Raw genomic sequence first — 13,641 nt, forward strand, 5'->3', positions numbered from 1 at the left:
GCGCTTTTCCGTTTCGCGTCCCTCGCGCCTTCGGAGATGACCGTGAGCACGACCACCAGCTACACCCTGGCCGAACTGGCCGAGCGCTTCGGTCTCGTCGCGCATGGCGACGCGGGCGTGCGGGTCGACGGCGTCGGCACCCTGGCGGCGGCGGGACCGAGCCAACTCGGCTTCCTCGCCAACAGCAAATACACCGCCCAGCTGGCCGCCAGCGGCGCCGGCATCGTGGTCGTCCGCGCGGAAAACCTGGCCGATTGCCCGGGTGCCGCGCTGGTCGCGGCCGACCCGTACCTGGCCTACGCGAAAATCGCGGCGCTGTTCGAACGTTTGCCGGCGGCGCCGGTGGGCATCCATCCCAGCGCCGTGGTTGCGCCCACGGCACGGGTCAGCCAGAGCGCCAGCATCGGACCGTGCTGCGTGATCGGCGACGACGCCGTGATCGGTGACGGCGTGGTGCTGGGGCCGCATTGCATCATCGGCGACGGCTGCACCGTGGGCGCGCATTCGCGCCTGGTAGCGCGGGTGACGCTGGTGGTTCGCGTAACGCTGGGCCAGCGCGTGCTGATCCATCCGGGCGCCGTGATCGGTTCGGACGGCTTCGGTCTGGCGTTCGACCGTGGCGGCCCTGATCCGGCCCATTGGGTAAAAATGCCGCAACTGGGTGGCGTGCGCATCGGCGACGATTGCGAGGTCGGCGCCAACACCACCATCGATCGCGGGGCGCTGGAAGACACCGTGCTGGAAGAGGACGTGCGCCTGGACAACCAGATCCAGATCGCCCACAACGTATACGTGGGCGCGCACACCGCCATGGCCGGCTGCGCGGCGGTGGCCGGCAGCGCGAAAATCGGCCGCTATTGCATGATCGGCGGCAACGCCGGCGTGCTCGGCCATCTGGAACTGGCTGATCGGGTTACCATTACCGCCAAGAGCCTGGTTACCCATTCAATCCACGAGCCGGGCGAATATTCATCCGGGGTACCGTTGCAGGAAAGCCGCCCATGGCGGAAGAATGCCGCGCGCTTCAAACATCTGGACGCGTACGCGCGCCGCCTGTCGGCGCTGGAAAAGGACAAGAATCATGAGTGATAACACCCCGGCGATTACCCTGCCGGTGACTGTGGAACAGATCCAGAAACTGTTGCCACACCGCTATCCGTTCCTGCTGGTCGACCGGGTCATCGAGATCGTGCCGGAGACCAGCATCGTGGCGTTGAAGAACGTCACCATCAACGAGCCCTTCTTCAACGGCCATTTCCCGAACCACCCGGTGATGCCCGGCGTGCTCATCATCGAGGCGATGGCGCAGGCCGCAGGCCTGCTGACCCAGCTCAGCAACCGCTCCAAGGGCCTGATCGAGGCACCGCTGTTCTACCTGGTGAAGGTCGACAACGCGCGCTTCACCGCGCCGGTGGTGCCGGGCGACCAGCTGCGCTTCGAGGTGACGCAGAAGCGCGTGATGCGCGGCATGGGCCTGTTCCTTGCGCGCTCGCTGGTGGATGGCAAGGAGGTAGCCTGCTGCGAACTGATGTGTGCGGCGAGGTCGGAGAAATGACCAGGCCCGCCTCGATCCATCCCACCGCGCAGGTCGATCCGGCCGCCGTCATCGGCGCCAATGTCGGCATCGGCGCGTACAGCGTGATCGGCGCGGATGTGCATGTCGGCGAAGGCACCGTGATCGGGCCGCACGTGGTGATCGAGGGCCCCACCCGCATCGGCCGCGACAATCGCATCGCCCAGTTTGCCTCGCTGGGCGGCGACCCGCAGGACAAGAAATTCGGCGGCGAGCATACCGAGCTGGTGATCGGCGACCGCAACCTGATCCGCGAGTTCGTCACCATCAACCGCGGCACCGGCGACGGTGGCGGCTTCACCCGCATCGGCAACGACAACTGGGTGCTGGCCTACGTGCATATCGCGCACGACTGCCAGATCGGCAACAACGTGGTGTTTTCCAACTACTCGGCGCTGGCCGGGCACGTGGAAATCGGCGACTGGACGATCCTCTCAGGCTATTCCGGCGTGCACCAGTTCTGCAAGGTGGGCGCGCACGCGTTCATCGGCATGGGCTGCCTGGTCGGCCACGACGTGCCGCCATTCGTCACCATGGCCAACGAGCAGCAGGGCCGCCCGCGCGGCATCAACAGCGAAGGCCTGAAACGTCGCGGCTTCGACGCGCCGCGGATCGCCGCGATCAAGCGCGCCTACCGCACGCTGTACATGGCCGGCCTGTCGCTGCCCGAAGCGCGCGAGCAACTGGCCACGCAGGCCCGCGAAAGCGACGACGTGCGCGCCATGCTCGACTTCATCGACCGCAGCGAGCGGGCGCTGGCGCGATAAGCCGGGATTTGGGATTCGGGATTGGGGATTCGCAAGGGCAACAGCGCGGACTCACCAACCACCCGATTCATTCACCGAAAGCTCTGGCCCGCTACCTTTGTACAAAAGCATCCGCCAACCGTGAGCATCGTGCCGAATCCCGAATCCCAAATCCCTAATCCCGGCTCACCCACCATCGCCATCATCGCCGGCGAGGATTCCGGCGACCAGCTCGGCGCCGACCTGATCGAAGCCTTGCGCCGGCGTTATCCGCAGGCCCGCTTCGTGGGCATCGGCGGCGCGCGCATGCAGGCGCAGGGTTTCGAGTCGTGGCACGACATCCGCGAGTTGTCGGTGATGGGTTTCGTGGAAGTGCTGAAGCATCTGCCGCGACTGCTGCGCCTGCGCCGGACGCTGGTTGCCCACTTGCTGGAGACGCGGCCCGACGTGGTGATCGGCATCGACGCCCCCGATTTCAACCTCGCCGTCGAGCGCCGCCTGAAAGAGGCCGGATTGCGCACCGTGCACTACGTCAGCCCGTCGGTATGGGCGTGGCGGGAAAAGCGCGCCGCCCAGATCGGCCGCAGCGCCGACCGCGTGCTGTGCCTGTTTCCGATGGAGCCGGCGATCTACGCCAGGCACGGTGTCGACGCGCGTTTCGTGGGTCATCCGCTGGCCGACCGTTTTCCACTGGTGGCCGATCGGGTGGCTGCGCGCGAGACGTTGCAATTGCCGCAGGAAGCACCCGTGCTGGCGCTGCTGCCCGGCAGCCGCCCGTCCGAGCTGTCGCGACTGGGGCAGCTTTTCATCGACGCCGCGCACCGCGTGGCGGCCGCGATTCCGGGGTTGCGCGTGGTGATACCCGCCGCCAACCCGCAGGTGCACGCCATGCTGAAGACCATGCTGGCCAACGGCACGCGCGATGAAACCGCACCGCTGCTGCTCGATGGCCACGCCCACGAGGCGATGATGGCAGCCGACATGGTCCTGCTCGCCTCCGGCACCGCCACGCTGGAGGCGATGCTGGCCAAGCGGCCGATGGTGGTGGGCTATCGCGTGGCGCCGATGAGTTACCGCATCGCCCGCGCGCTGAACATGCTGAAGACCGACATCTTCACCCTGCCCAACATCCTGGCGCGCGCCGAAGGCTTGCCCGACCTGCCCGTACCCGAATTGATGCAGGACGACTGCACCGCGGAGAAACTCGCCGATGCCACGCTGGCGCTGTTCCGCGACAGCGAACGCCGCGGCGCCGTGGTAGCCGCCTTCGAACACCTGCACCAAGCCTTGCGCGGCGATGACGACCACCACGCCGCCGACCGCGCCGCCACGGCCGTGGCCGAGTTGCTGGAGCACGCGCATGCCCGTGCTTGAACGCCCCGCACGAACGCGCGCCACCACCCCGTTCTCGCGTCGCAAGGGTTACGTCGCCACCACCAGGGGCTTGCTGGTGGCCGGCGTCGACGAGGCCGGGCGCGGGCCGCTGGCCGGTCCGCTGGCGGTGGCGGCGGTCATCCTCGATCCGTCGCGACCCATCAAGGCGCTGGACGATTCAAAGAAACTCACCGAGGCGAGGCGCGAGGCCCTGTATCCGCAGATCATCGAACGCGCGCTGGCCTGGTGCGTGGTGATGATCGAGGTGGACGAGATCGACCGCCTCAACATCTTCCACGCCACCATGGCCGGCATGAGCCGCGCTGTGGCCGGGCTGAGTGTGGTTGCGCAGGAAGCATTCATCGATGGCAACCAGCTGCCCAGGGATCTGCCCTGCCCCGGCCGAGCCATCATCGGCGGCGACGCACGCGTGCCAGCGATCAGCGCCGCATCGATCCTGGCCAAGGTCAGCCGCGACCGCCTGATGGTGGCGATGGAAGACGAGTATCCGGGCTACGGCTTCGCCATCCACAAGGGCTACGGCACCCCGTCGCACCTCGCCTCGCTGCAACAGCTGGGCCCTTGCCGCCAGCACCGGCGCAGCTTTGCCCCGGTGGGTCGATTGCTGCAACAGCCCCTGCTCTGAGGACCGGTGCCAGCATGGGTGCCGTTTGGCGCAAAGCGCGCACATGTCAATCTTGCCGATGCGCAGGGCGCCCGGTAGCCTGCATGGATTCAGCGCGTAAGACTGCATGACCGTCCGCTACACCCACCTGCACCTGCACAGCGAATACTCGCTGGTCGATTCGACCATCCGCATCAAGGCGCTGGTCGGCGCCTGCGTGCGCGACGGTATTCCCGCGGTGGCGTTGACCGACGACAGCAACATGTTCGCCCTGGTGAAGTTCTACAAGGCGTGCAGCGCGGCCGGCATCAAGCCGATCGGCGGCTGCGACCTGTGGATCAGTTCGCCGGACGACCCGCGTCCGTGGCGGCTCACCGTGCTGTGCCAGCACCACGCCGGTTACCTCAACCTGTCGCGGCTGGTCTCGCGCGCCTGGCGCGACGGCCAGCACGGCGGGCGCGCCCTGGTCGACGCCGGCTGGCTCACCGCGGACGCCACCTTCGGCCTGATCGCGCTGCTGGGCAGGGACAGCGAAGTCGCCCGTATCGCGCTCAACCAGGGCACGCCGGCGGCACGGTCGAAACTCCAGCCGCTGGCGCACCTGTTTCCCGACCGGCTGTACCTGGAACTGACCCGCTGCGGCCGCGAGGGCGAGGAAAACTGGAACACCCAGGCGCTGGCGCTGGGCGCCGATCTCAACCTGCCCGTGCTGGCCAGCAACGACGTGCGCTTCCTGAAACAGGACGACTTCGAGGCGCACGAGGCGCGCGTGTGCATCAACCAGGGCCGTGTGCTGGCTGATCCCAAACGCCCGCACGACTACAGCGACCAGCAATACCTGACAACCCCCGAGGAAATGGCCGCGCTGTTCGCCGACCTGCCCGAGGCGCTGGAAAACACCGTCGAGCTGGCCAAACGCTGCAATCTTGAACTGAAGTTCGGCACCTACTACCTGCCCGACTTCCCCGTACCCGGTGGCCACGACCTGGCCAGCTACATCCGCGAACTCTCGCGTCACGGGCTGGAGGAGCGCTTGGCACTGGCGCCGCTGGCCAACAACCACACGCGCCAGGACTACGACCAGCGGCTGGAGCGCGAGCTGGACGTGATCGTGGAAATGGGCTTTCCCGGCTACTTCCTGATCGTTTCGGACTTCATCCGCTGGGGCAAGGACAACGGCATTCCGGTGGGCCCCGGCCGCGGTTCCGGCGCGGGCTCGCTGGTGGCGTGGGCGTTGAAGATCACCGACCTCGATCCGCTGCAGTTCGACCTGCTGTTCGAGCGCTTCCTGAACCCCGAACGCGTGTCGATGCCCGACTTCGACATCGATTTCTGCATGGATCGCCGCGACGAGGTGATCGACTACGTGTCGCGCAAGTACGGCCGCGACCGCGTCAGCCAGATCATCACCTACGGCTCGATGGCGGCCAAGGCGGTGCTGCGCGACTCCGGCCGCGTGCTCAGCATGGGCTACGGCCAGGTCGACAAGCTGGCCAAGCTGATCCCGCCGCGCCCGCTCGACCTCACCCTGTCCGATGCGCTGAACCGTTCGGAGAAGGCGAAGAAAGAACCCGACCGCGTCGTGCGCGAGTTCTGCGACATCTACGAGCAGGACGAAGACGCCCGCGCCCTGATCGACCTGGCGCTGAAGCTGGAAAACCTCACCCGCAACGCCGGCAAGCACGCCGGCGGCGTGGTGATCGCGCCCACACCGCTGACCGACTTCGCCCCGCTGTATTGCGAACCGGGCGGCGGCGGCGTGGTGACGCAATTCGACAAGGACGATGTCGAAGCCGTGGGCCTGGTGAAGTTCGACTTCCTTGGCCTGCGCACACTGACCATCATCGACTGGGCGGTGAAGGCGATCAACGCGCGCCGCGCCAAGACCGGTGAAGAACCGCTCGACATCGCCGCGCTGCCGCTGGACGATCCGGCACCGTACGAGTTGCTGAAAAAAGCGCAGACGGTCGCCGTGTTCCAGCTCGAATCCTCCGGCATGCAGCGCATGCTGAAGGACGCGAAACCCGACCGCTTCGAGGACATCATCGCGCTGGTGGCGTTGTACCGCCCCGGCCCGATGGACCTGATCCCCAGCTTCGTGGCGCGCAAGCACGGCCGCGAGGACGTGGAATACCCCGACCCGCGCGTCGAGCCGATCCTGAAAGAGACCTACGGCATCATGGTCTATCAGGAGCAGGTGATGCAGATGGCGCAGATCGTGGGCGGTTACACGCTCGGCGGCGCCGACCTGCTGCGCCGCGCGATGGGCAAGAAGAAGCTGGAGGAAATGGCGAAGGAGCGCGTCAAGTTCCGCGAAGGCGCCGCGAAGGACGGCCTCAGCGGCGACAAGGCCGACGCCATCTTCGACCTGATGGAGAAGTTCGCCGGCTACGGTTTCAACAAATCGCACGCCGCCGCCTACGCCCTGGTGTCCTACCAGACCGCCTGGCTGAAGGCGCATTACCCGGCCGAATTCATGGCCGCCACGATCTCCTCGGACATGGACAACACCGACAAGGTGGTGACCTTCCTGGATGAGTCGCGGGTGCTGGGCATCGACGTGCGACCGCCGGACGTCAACGCGTCCGAGTACATGTTCGTCGCGACCGAGGCAAAGACGATCCAGTACGGCCTCGGCGCCATCAAGGGCGTGGGCCAGGGCGCCTGCGAGGCGATCGTGGCCGAGCGTGCCAACGGCCCCTACACCGACCTGGCCGACTTCTGCCGCCGCATCGATCCCACGCGCCTGAACCGGCGCGTGCTGGAGGCGCTGATCCTGTGCGGGTCGCTGGATGCACTGGCGCCCACCCGCGCCAGCCTGATCGCCCAGCTGCCCAACGCGATGAAGGCAGCCGAGCAGCACCTGCGCGACAAGCAGTCGGGCCAGAACGACATGTTCGGCGCAGCCATGGGCAACGCCACGCCGGTACTCAAGGTCGAGCTGCCCGTCGTGGCCGAGTGGCCGCTGGAGCAGAAGCTGCAGGGCGAGCGCGACACGCTGGGGCACTATCTCTCGGGTCATCCCACCGACCCCTGGAAGGATGAACTGGCACAACTGTCCACCTGCCCGCTGGGCGAGATCGTGGACCGCTACCAGCCGCCCAAGCCGCGCCGGAACGACGACGGCGACAGCAACCGCTTCCGCCGCGGCCCGGACACGCCGTGGACGATCGCCGGCATGGTCGCCGCCGTGCGCAAACGCGGCGACAGCGATGCGTTCGTGCGTATCGAGGACGGCAGCGGCAGCATCGAGGTGAGCTTCTTCGGCGAGCTGTACCAGCAGATCGCGCCGCTGCTGACCCGCGACCAGATCCTGATCGTCGAAGGTGGCCTGCGCATCGACGATTTCTCCGGTGGCGGCTTCCAGTTGCGCGCCCGCAGCGCGCTCTCACTGGCCGAGGCCTGCCACAAGCACGCCCGCCTGCTGCGCCTGAAGCTCGACGGCATCAGCCCCGATTTCCCCGCCCAACTGCAGCAGGTGCTCACCGGCTACCGCGGCGGCCGCGCCACCGTGATCCTGCACAACTATCGCAACGGCGCCGCCCAGGCCGATCTGGAACTCGGCGACGAGTGGCGCGTGGACGCCGTCCCCGACCTGCTCCGCGCCGTGCGCGCCATGCCCGGCGTCGAAGCCGTGCGCCTGCGCATCGTCAAGCAGCAGGACTGATCAGCATGTCTCCCTCCCCTGCTTGCAGGGAGGATTGGGGAGGGGGTCGCTCTCGATCTGAAAGTCAAAAGCCTTACCCCTCCTGACCTCCCCTGCTTCGCAGGGGAGGAACCGATACGTCACTTCCCCCGCTGCTCCAGCATCGCCTTCAGATCCGCAAACGGATTACCCGTGGCCGCCGGCGCATCTTCCACCGCCATCACCCCGCCGCGCACGTGATCGATGTGCCGCGAATGCTCGTTGTCATGGCAATACACGCACAGCAATTCCCAGTTGCTGCCGTCCGGCGGGTTGAAATCGTGGTCGTGGTTGCGGTGGTGGACGGTCAGCTCCTGCAGGTTGGCGCGGGTGAATTCGCGGGCGCAGCGGCCGCACACCCAGGGGTACATTTTCAGCGCCCGCTCGCGGTAGCCCAGCTCGCGCTGTTCGGCGTTGCGGCGGGCCTCGGCCACGATGCGGTCGAGCTTGGCGTTGTCGATGGCCATGAGGATTCCGGGGCGAAAATCGGGGCTCCGACGATAGCGCAAAACCGGGTCGGGCCAGCATGTTGCCGGGGGTTGGGCGATGAACGCCGCCATACGGTTGCGTTCCCGTGAAAACCGGTCATGGCGGTATACTGCAAGGCTATCGCTAATGAATGAAAACGGATGAATCCCAACTTCCTCGACTTCGAACAACCCATCGCCGAGCTGGACGCGAAAATTGAGGAGCTGCGCCACGCCAGCGATGGCCAGGCGTTCAATATCGACGAGGAAGTCGGCCGTCTGCGCGAGAAGCTGAAGATCAAGACGGCCGAGATTTTCCGCAACCTCAACTCGTGGCAAACCACCCAACTGTCACGCCACCCGGCGCGGCCGTACACGCTCGATTACATCGGCGTGATGTGCGAGGAATTCCACGAGCTGGCCGGCGATCGCATGTATGCCGACGATGGCGCCATCGTGGGCGGCCTGGGCCGCATCGATGGCCGGCCGGTGATGATCATTGGTCACCAGAAAGCTCGCGACACCAAGGGCAAGATCAAGCGCAACTTCGGCATGCCGCGCCCGGAAGGCTATCGCAAGGCGCTACGCCTGATGAAGATGGCCGAGCGCTTCCAGCTGCCGCTGTTTACCTTCATCGACACCATGGGCGCCTATCCCGGCATCGGTGCCGAAGAGCGCGGGCAAAGCGAGGCGATTGCCCGCAATCTGCTGGAAATGTCTGAGCTGAAGGTGCCCATCATCTGCACGGTGATCGGTGAAGGCGGCTCCGGCGGCGCGCTGGCCATCGGCGTCGGCGACCGTACCCTGATGCTGCAGTACTCGACTTATTCGGTGATCACCCCCGAGGGTTGCGCTTCGATTCTTTGGAAGAGCCCCGATAAAATCAAGGATGCCGCCGAGGCCCTTGGCATGACCGCCCCGCGCCTGCTGGAATTGGGCCTGGTCGACAAGATGGTGCGCGAGCCGCTGGGCGGCGCCCACCGCAACCCACGCTCGATGGCGATCCGCCTGAAGGCCGTGCTGCTGAACCAGCTCGACCAGCTGCAGGCGATGCCCGTCACCGATCTGCTGGAACAGCGCTACAAGCGGTTGCGCGGTTACGGGGCGTATCAGGAATAAGAATCCTGATCTGGTGTGTCCGTATGTGGGAGCGGCTTCAGCCGCGATGCTGTTGTTGTTTCGTTGCACCGGAGCAAAGGCATCGCGGCTGAAGCCGCTCCCACAGCACCCCTCAGCCAGCCTTGGGCGCTACGATCGGTAATCCCACCGATGGATATCCACCATGGCCCATGACGCGTCCAAACTTGCCGTACTGATCGACGCCGACAACGCGCAGCCGTCGCTGGCCGAAGGCCTGCTGGCGGAGGTCGCCAAGTACGGCACCGCGCATGTGAAGCGCGCCTACGGTGACTGGACCAGCCCGCAACTGCGTGGCTGGAAGGACCAGTTGCTGACCCAGTCGATCCAGCCGATCCAGCAGTTCGGCTACACCAGCGGCAAGAATGCCACCGACTCGGCGATGATCATCGATGCGATGGACCTGCTTTACACCAATCGCTTCGACGGCTTCTGCATCGTCTCCAGCGACAGCGATTTCACCCGGCTGGCCGGGCGCATCCGCGAATCGGGCCTGTTCGTCTACGGCTTCGGCGAACGCAAGACGCCCACGCCGTTCGTGGCGGCCTGCGACAAGTTCGTCTACACCGACGTGCTGCGCGAAGCAGATGAAAGCCCCGAGAAAACCGACGACGCGCCGCATCGGAAAACCACCCAGGAGCTGCGCCAGGACTCGCGCCTGCTCAACCTGTTGCGCGAAGCCCTGGGCGCCGCCGCGGACGACACCGGCTGGGCCGGGCTTGGCGCGGTGGGCAGCATGGTGAGCAAGCGTGCACCGGAGTTCGACTCGCGCAATTACGGCTACGCCAAACTCAGCGGGCTGATCGGTGCCATCGGCCTGTTCGACACCGAGGAGCGGCAGGTCGGCAACGGCAAGCACATCTACGTGCGGTCGCACGGCAAGAAATGAGCGACGCCCTGCAGCAACATCTCGCCGCCAGCCTGGCGGCGATCGAACCGGCGCCGCTGTGCGTGGGGTTCAGTGGCGGCGCCGATTCCACCGCCCTGCTGCACGCGCTGGCGCAACTGCCACAGGCGCGTGCGAACGGCCTGCGGGCCTTGCACGTCAACCACGGCTTGCAGCGCGACAGCGAGGCCTGGGCCGCGCACTGCCAGCGGCTCGGCGAGGCATGGGGCGTGCCTTGCGAGGTGGCGCGCGTGCAGGTCGAGGGCGGCCGTGGCGACGGATTGGAAGCGGCGGCCCGACGCGCCCGTCACCAGGCATTCGCCACGCACCTGCGCGAGGGCGAACGGCTGGTGCTGGCCCACCATCGCGACGACCAGGTGGAAACCGTACTGCTGAAACTCCTGCGCGGCGCCGGTCCCGATGGGCTCGGCGCGATGCGTACGTTGCGGCCGCTTGGCCAGGGCCAACTGTGGCGGCCGATGCTGGACGTGCCGCGGGCATCACTGCGCGCCTACGTTGAGGCGCACGGGCTGGCGTTCATCGAAGACCCCAGCAATGCCGACATCCATCTGGCACGCAACTACCTGCGCCACGAAATCCTGCCGCGGCTGCAAGGCCACTGGCCGCAGGCGGCCGATTCGATCCTGCACAGCGCCGCGCTGAGTCGCGCCGCCGCCGACGCCTTGCGCTCGCAATGGCTGGAGGCGCTGGAACGCCTGCGCGATCCGGCCACCGACAGCCTCGACGGCCAGGTCTGGCTCGCTCTCGTGCCGGCGCTGCGCGATCCGCTGCTCGATCACTGGCTGCATGCGCGCGGCCTGACCGCGCCCACCACGGCGCAGCGCCAGCAGATCGAACGGCAACTGCGCGAATCGCGGCCCGGAAAACTGCCCTGCATCCGCTGGCCCGGCACGGAGTTGCATATCTGGCGGGGACGTCTCTGGAGCGTGCCGCCAGCGGCAAACATCGACCCGCAATGGCAAACCGAGTGGCGCGGCGAACCCCTGCATCTGCCCGACGGCGGTGAACTGCGTCTGCCGCAAAGTGCACAGCTGGACCCGCCGATCACCGTGCGCCTGCGCCGCGGTGGCGAACGGATCAAACCAGCGGGCGATGCGCACACGCGCGAATTGCGCGACCTGTTCCAGCAGGACATGATGCCGCCCTGGCGTCGCCCGGCCTGTCCGCTGCTGTATGTCGACAACGAACTGGTGGCCGTTGCCGACCGCTGGACCAGCGCCAGCGGCGCAGCACTTTTCCAGCAAGCCGGTGGACGACCGCAGTGGCGACCCGGTCGCTGAAAGCCCACACGCGCCCGCGGCGCGTGCTCACACCGATTGATTCCCTGCAGTCACTGCGTTAGCGTTGCGGGCCATGGCCAAGACCGCTCCCGCACCCGCAACACCACCCGCCGCCGACTTCGAGCATTCGCTGGATGAGCTGGAGCAACTGGTGGCGCGGATGGAAGGTGGCGAACTGAGTCTGGACGAATCGCTGACCTCCTTCGAGCGCGGCATCGGCCTGTACCGCCACTGCCAGCAGTCGCTGGAGCAGGCCGAGTTGCGCGTGCGCCTGCTGCTTGATCCCGATGCCCCCGACAACGCCCAGCCGTTTGAACCCGAATTCTGAGTTGGGCCCCGCCCTGCAAGCGCTGATCCTGCGCGCCGAACAGGCGCTGGATCACCGCCTGCCGCCTGCCGACCAGTCCCCCGCCGACCTGCACCGCGCGATGCGCTACGCCGTGCTCGGCGGCGGCAAACGGCTGCGCCCGCTGCTGGTGTACGCCACCGCGCAGGCACTGGGCGAAGACGGTCCACAACTCGATGCGGCCGCCTGCGCGGTCGAATTGATCCACGCCTATTCGCTGGTGCACGACGACCTGCCCGCGATGGACGACGACGCGCTGCGCCGCGGCCGACCTACCTGCCATGTCGTGTTCGGCGAGGCGATGGCGATCCTGGCCGGCGATGCGCTGCAGGCGCTGGCGTTCGAGATCCTGGCCGAGGACACCACCCGCCAGACCGATCCCGCCACCGGCATGGCCATGCTGCGCACGCTCGGCCGCGCCTGCGGTGCGGAAGGCATGGCCGGCGGCCAGGCACTGGATCTCGCCGCCGTGGGACAGCCGCTGACGCTGGCCCAGCTCGAACACATGCACGCCTGCAAGACCGGCGCGCTGATCCGCGCCTCGGTGCGACTCGGTGCGCTGGCCGCGGGTGGCGATGCCGACGTGCTGCAGGCGCTGGATGATTACGCCAACGCCGTGGGTCTGGCGTTCCAGGTGCGCGACGACATCCTGGACGTGGAGGGCGAGTCCATCGTGATCGGCAAGACCGCCGGCAAGGATGCAGCGGCCGGCAAGCCCACCTTCCCCTCGATCATCGGCCTCGACGCCTCGCGCGCGCGGCTGGCCGAGCTGACCAACGCTGCACTGGCGGCCATCAGCCCGCTGGGCGAACGCGGCGCCTTGCTGCGGGAACTTGCCCACTACGCCGCACAGCGCGCCAGCTAGCGCGCGGCGGTCGAACTTCGCACACGAAAAAGGCAGCCTCGCGGCTGCCTTTTTCGCTTGTCCCGCACGACTTACTTGATCAGCCGCAGCGTGAACGGATAACGGTAACGCACGCCCTCGTTCGCCTTGATCGCCGCCAGGATGACGAAAACCAGCCAGGCGATGCCCAGCAGCGGCAGCAACACGAAACCGATCAGGACGAACATCAGCACGCCGCAGACCAGCGCGGCGATGGCGACGGTGATGTTGAAGTTCAGCGCTTCCTTACCCTGGTCATCGACGAAGGGCATGCTGTCCTTCTTCACCAGCCAGATGATCAACGGGCCAAGGATGCAGCCCAGCCCCAAAAACTGGCTGGTGACCAGACCGCCCAGCAAGGCAGCCAGATGCGCAAACATCGCCCACTGGCGCTCCTCCCGCGATGGCAACCCAGAGGGCTCATCGTCGAAAGACGGTGGCGGTGGCGGCTCGCCTGGCGGCGGCGGAACGACGGACTCGGGTGGAACGCTCATGCGCATCTCCTTCGGTCAAGTACGTGCGTTGGGAACCTGCCGGCGAATGCCGGTTGCGTGGATGCTAGCAAGCCTTGCCCGCTTTGCCGAGTGAACTTGCGGCATAGCCCTCCGCCCCGCGCAA

The 13,641-nt window shown here is 66.9% G+C and carries 13 protein-coding genes; 11 read left to right on the forward strand and 2 right to left on the reverse strand.

Annotated features, from left to right (window positions below):
• Nucleotides 1-36: 36 nt before the first annotated feature.
• The 6 genes from lpxD to dnaE all read left to right on the forward strand — a co-directional run bounded on the left by lpxD (nt 37) and on the right by dnaE (nt 7,985).
• On the forward strand, nt 37-1,089 hold the full coding sequence (gene lpxD / locus UU9_RS01515) for a UDP-3-O-(3-hydroxymyristoyl)glucosamine N-acyltransferase (protein WP_007079944.1): 1,053 nt from the start codon (nt 37-39) through the stop codon (nt 1,087-1,089).
• Entirely contained in the window at nt 1,082-1,555 is a 474-nt protein-coding gene (gene fabZ, locus UU9_RS01520) for a 3-hydroxyacyl-ACP dehydratase FabZ (protein WP_007079945.1), read from the forward strand. Before lpxD ends, fabZ begins: the two co-directional genes overlap by 8 nt.
• Nucleotides 1,552-2,340, forward strand: a complete 789-nt coding sequence (gene lpxA / locus UU9_RS01525) for an acyl-ACP--UDP-N-acetylglucosamine O-acyltransferase (RefSeq protein WP_007079946.1) — start codon at nt 1,552-1,554, stop codon at nt 2,338-2,340. The genes fabZ and lpxA overlap by 4 nt, the downstream gene beginning before the upstream one ends.
• A gap of 120 nt (nt 2,341-2,460) precedes the next feature.
• Nucleotides 2,461-3,693 carry a lipid-A-disaccharide synthase gene (lpxB, locus tag UU9_RS01530; protein ID WP_007079947.1) on the forward strand — a complete coding sequence of 411 codons (1,233 nt, stop codon included), beginning with the start codon at nt 2,461-2,463 and terminating at the stop codon, nt 3,691-3,693.
• Nucleotides 3,680-4,339 carry a ribonuclease HII gene (gene rnhB / locus UU9_RS01535; protein ID WP_007079948.1) on the forward strand — a complete coding sequence of 220 codons (660 nt, stop codon included), beginning with the start codon at nt 3,680-3,682 and terminating at the stop codon, nt 4,337-4,339. The genes lpxB and rnhB overlap by 14 nt, the downstream gene beginning before the upstream one ends.
• Before the next feature lie 106 nt (nt 4,340-4,445).
• Nucleotides 4,446-7,985 carry a DNA polymerase III subunit alpha gene (gene dnaE, locus UU9_RS01540; protein ID WP_007079949.1) on the forward strand — a complete coding sequence of 1,180 codons (3,540 nt, stop codon included), beginning with the start codon at nt 4,446-4,448 and terminating at the stop codon, nt 7,983-7,985.
• 119 nt (nt 7,986-8,104) lie between these two features.
• Here dnaE and UU9_RS01545 read toward each other — a convergent pair whose 3' ends face one another.
• The gene (locus UU9_RS01545; RefSeq protein WP_040669942.1) at nt 8,105-8,470 is read right to left on the reverse strand and encodes a YajD family HNH nuclease; all 366 of its coding nucleotides are present in this window, start codon (nt 8,468-8,470) and stop codon (nt 8,105-8,107) included.
• A gap of 162 nt (nt 8,471-8,632) precedes the next feature.
• Between UU9_RS01545 and UU9_RS01550 the strand changes: the two genes are divergently transcribed.
• From UU9_RS01550 to UU9_RS01570, 5 genes are all read left to right on the forward strand, one after another.
• Nucleotides 8,633-9,589, forward strand: a complete 957-nt coding sequence (locus UU9_RS01550; protein WP_007079951.1) for an acetyl-CoA carboxylase carboxyltransferase subunit alpha — start codon at nt 8,633-8,635, stop codon at nt 9,587-9,589.
• A 163-nt stretch (nt 9,590-9,752) separates the two neighbouring features.
• Nucleotides 9,753-10,496, forward strand: coding sequence for an NYN domain-containing protein (locus UU9_RS01555; RefSeq protein ID WP_007079952.1), 744 nt, complete (start codon nt 9,753-9,755; stop codon nt 10,494-10,496).
• Nucleotides 10,493-11,794 carry a tRNA lysidine(34) synthetase TilS gene (tilS, locus tag UU9_RS01560; RefSeq protein ID WP_007079953.1) on the forward strand — a complete coding sequence of 434 codons (1,302 nt, stop codon included), beginning with the start codon at nt 10,493-10,495 and terminating at the stop codon, nt 11,792-11,794. Before UU9_RS01555 ends, tilS begins: the two co-directional genes overlap by 4 nt.
• Before the next feature lie 73 nt (nt 11,795-11,867).
• Nucleotides 11,868-12,122: an exodeoxyribonuclease VII small subunit gene (locus UU9_RS01565; RefSeq protein ID WP_007079954.1), complete on the forward strand. Its 255-nt coding sequence runs from the start codon at nt 11,868-11,870 to the stop codon at nt 12,120-12,122.
• The gene (locus UU9_RS01570) at nt 12,106-13,005 is read left to right on the forward strand and encodes a polyprenyl synthetase family protein (RefSeq protein ID WP_040669944.1); all 900 of its coding nucleotides are present in this window, start codon (nt 12,106-12,108) and stop codon (nt 13,003-13,005) included. Before UU9_RS01565 ends, UU9_RS01570 begins: the two co-directional genes overlap by 17 nt.
• Nucleotides 13,006-13,076: 71 nt before the next feature.
• Here UU9_RS01570 and UU9_RS01575 read toward each other — a convergent pair whose 3' ends face one another.
• A complete protein-coding gene (locus tag UU9_RS01575) occupies nt 13,077-13,517 on the reverse strand; it encodes a DUF4870 domain-containing protein (protein WP_040669985.1) in 441 nt (146 codons plus the stop codon).
• Nucleotides 13,518-13,641 lie beyond the last annotated feature (124 nt).

Source organism: Rhodanobacter fulvus Jip2 (assembly GCF_000264315.1).
Classification (GTDB): domain Bacteria; phylum Pseudomonadota; class Gammaproteobacteria; order Xanthomonadales; family Rhodanobacteraceae; genus Rhodanobacter; species Rhodanobacter fulvus.

Coding starts and splice junctions, on each gene's coding strand:
- lpxD (WP_007079944.1), top strand. CDS start 37: ATGACCGTGAGCACGACCACCAGCTACACCCTGGCCGAACTGGCCGAG.
- fabZ (WP_007079945.1), top strand. CDS start 1,082: ATGAGTGATAACACCCCGGCGATTACCCTGCCGGTGACTGTGGAACAG.
- lpxA (WP_007079946.1), top strand. CDS start 1,552: ATGACCAGGCCCGCCTCGATCCATCCCACCGCGCAGGTCGATCCGGCC.
- rnhB (WP_007079948.1), top strand. CDS start 3,680: ATGCCCGTGCTTGAACGCCCCGCACGAACGCGCGCCACCACCCCGTTC.
- dnaE (WP_007079949.1), top strand. CDS start 4,446: ATGACCGTCCGCTACACCCACCTGCACCTGCACAGCGAATACTCGCTG.
- UU9_RS01545 (WP_040669942.1), bottom strand. CDS start 8,470: ATGGCCATCGACAACGCCAAGCTCGACCGCATCGTGGCCGAGGCCCGC.
- UU9_RS01550 (WP_007079951.1), top strand. CDS start 8,633: ATGAATCCCAACTTCCTCGACTTCGAACAACCCATCGCCGAGCTGGAC.
- UU9_RS01555 (WP_007079952.1), top strand. CDS start 9,753: ATGGCCCATGACGCGTCCAAACTTGCCGTACTGATCGACGCCGACAAC.
- tilS (WP_007079953.1), top strand. CDS start 10,493: ATGAGCGACGCCCTGCAGCAACATCTCGCCGCCAGCCTGGCGGCGATC.
- UU9_RS01565 (WP_007079954.1), top strand. CDS start 11,868: ATGGCCAAGACCGCTCCCGCACCCGCAACACCACCCGCCGCCGACTTC.
- UU9_RS01575 (WP_040669985.1), bottom strand. CDS start 13,517: ATGAGCGTTCCACCCGAGTCCGTCGTTCCGCCGCCGCCAGGCGAGCCG.